This window comes from Kamptonema formosum PCC 10802, assembly GCF_000332335.1.
Taxonomy (GTDB): domain Bacteria; phylum Cyanobacteriota; class Cyanobacteriia; order Cyanobacteriales; family Oscillatoriaceae; genus Oscillatoria.
In genome coordinates, this window is record NZ_KB235948.1 from 1,235,031 (window position 1) to 1,236,367 (window position 1,337).

Sequence of the window (1,337 nt, forward strand, 5' to 3'; positions counted from 1 at the left end):
GGTGTCGGAGTTGGTGCCGGTGTCGGTGGCGGTACGGGTACCGGTGCCGGCGTCGGAGTTGGTGCCGGTGTCGGAGTTGGTTCTGGAGTTGGCACCGGCGTCGGAGTCGGTTCCGGCGTCGGCGTCGGAATTGGCGTCGGAGTTGGTTCCGGAGTTGGCACCGGCGTCGGAGTCGGTTCCGGCGTTGGCGTCGGAATTGGAGTCGGAGTCGGTTCCGGCGTCGGAATTGGTTCCGGCGTTGGCGTCGGAATTGGCGTCGGAATTGGCGTCGGAGTCGGTTCCGGCGTCGGAATTGGCGTCGGAGTCGGTTCCGGCGTCGGAATTGGCGTTGGCGTCGGAATTGGAGTTGGAGTCGGTTCCGGCGTCGGAATTGGAGTTGGCGTCGGTTCCGGTGTTGGAATTGGCGTCGGAGTTGGTTCCGGAGTCGGAGTTGGTTCCGGCGTCGGAATTGGCGTCGGAGTTGGTTCCGGCGTCGGAATTGGCGTCGGAGTCGGTTCCGGTGTCGGAATTGGCGTGGGAATTGGACTCGGAGTCGGTTCCGGCGTGGGAATTGGCGTCGGAGTTGGTTCCGGCGTGGGTGTCGGTTCCGGCGTGGGAGTGACTGTCAGGTCAAAAATATCCGTAACGAAAGCACCGGCATTATCAGTTGCCGTGACTGCAATGCTTGTGGTGCCAGCATCCCCATTCGTCGGCGTACCTGAGAAAATGCCGGTGAGTGGGTCGAAACTCAACCAGTTGGGAAGAGACGCGACATTATACGTCAAACTGTCGCCGGCGTCAACATCGGCGAAGTTGCCGGTGACATCCAGACTGAAGGCGCTGTCTTCCGTGGCGGTTTGGTTGCCAATGCCGGTGGTGGTTGGCGCGTCGTTAGTATTGGCGACTGCCAAGTCAAACGTCGCATCCACAAACGCACCGGCACTATCCGTCGCCGTTACCAATACGCTGATATCGCCCACATCCTCATTGGCGGGAGTGCCTTCGAAGGTGCCGGTGGCGGTGTCGAATGTCAACCACGCCGGCAAGGCGGAGTTATCGGCAAGCGTCGCATTATACGTCAAACTGTCGCCGGCGTCAACATCGGCGAAGTTGCCGGTGACATCCAGACTGAAGGCGCTGTCTTCCGTGGCGGTTTGGTTGCCAATGCCGGTGGTGGTTGGCGCGTCGTTAGTATTGGCGACTGTCAGGGTAAAGGTGGAATCAGCAGTCGCACCGGCACTATCCGTCGCCGTTACCAATACGCTGATATCACCCACATCCTCGTTGGCGGGAGTGCCTTCGAAGGTGCCGGTGGAGGCGTCGAATGTCAGCCATGCCGGTATTGCGGTGCCGTCGGA

At 60.8% G+C, this 1,337-nt stretch carries 1 protein-coding gene; it reads right to left on the reverse strand.

Annotation, left to right across the window (positions count from 1 at the left end; translation table 11 throughout):
- Positions 1–1,337 (reverse strand): putative Ig domain-containing protein (locus OSC10802_RS47400; RefSeq protein ID WP_198525067.1); only part of this gene is annotated, 1,337 nt, incomplete at both ends.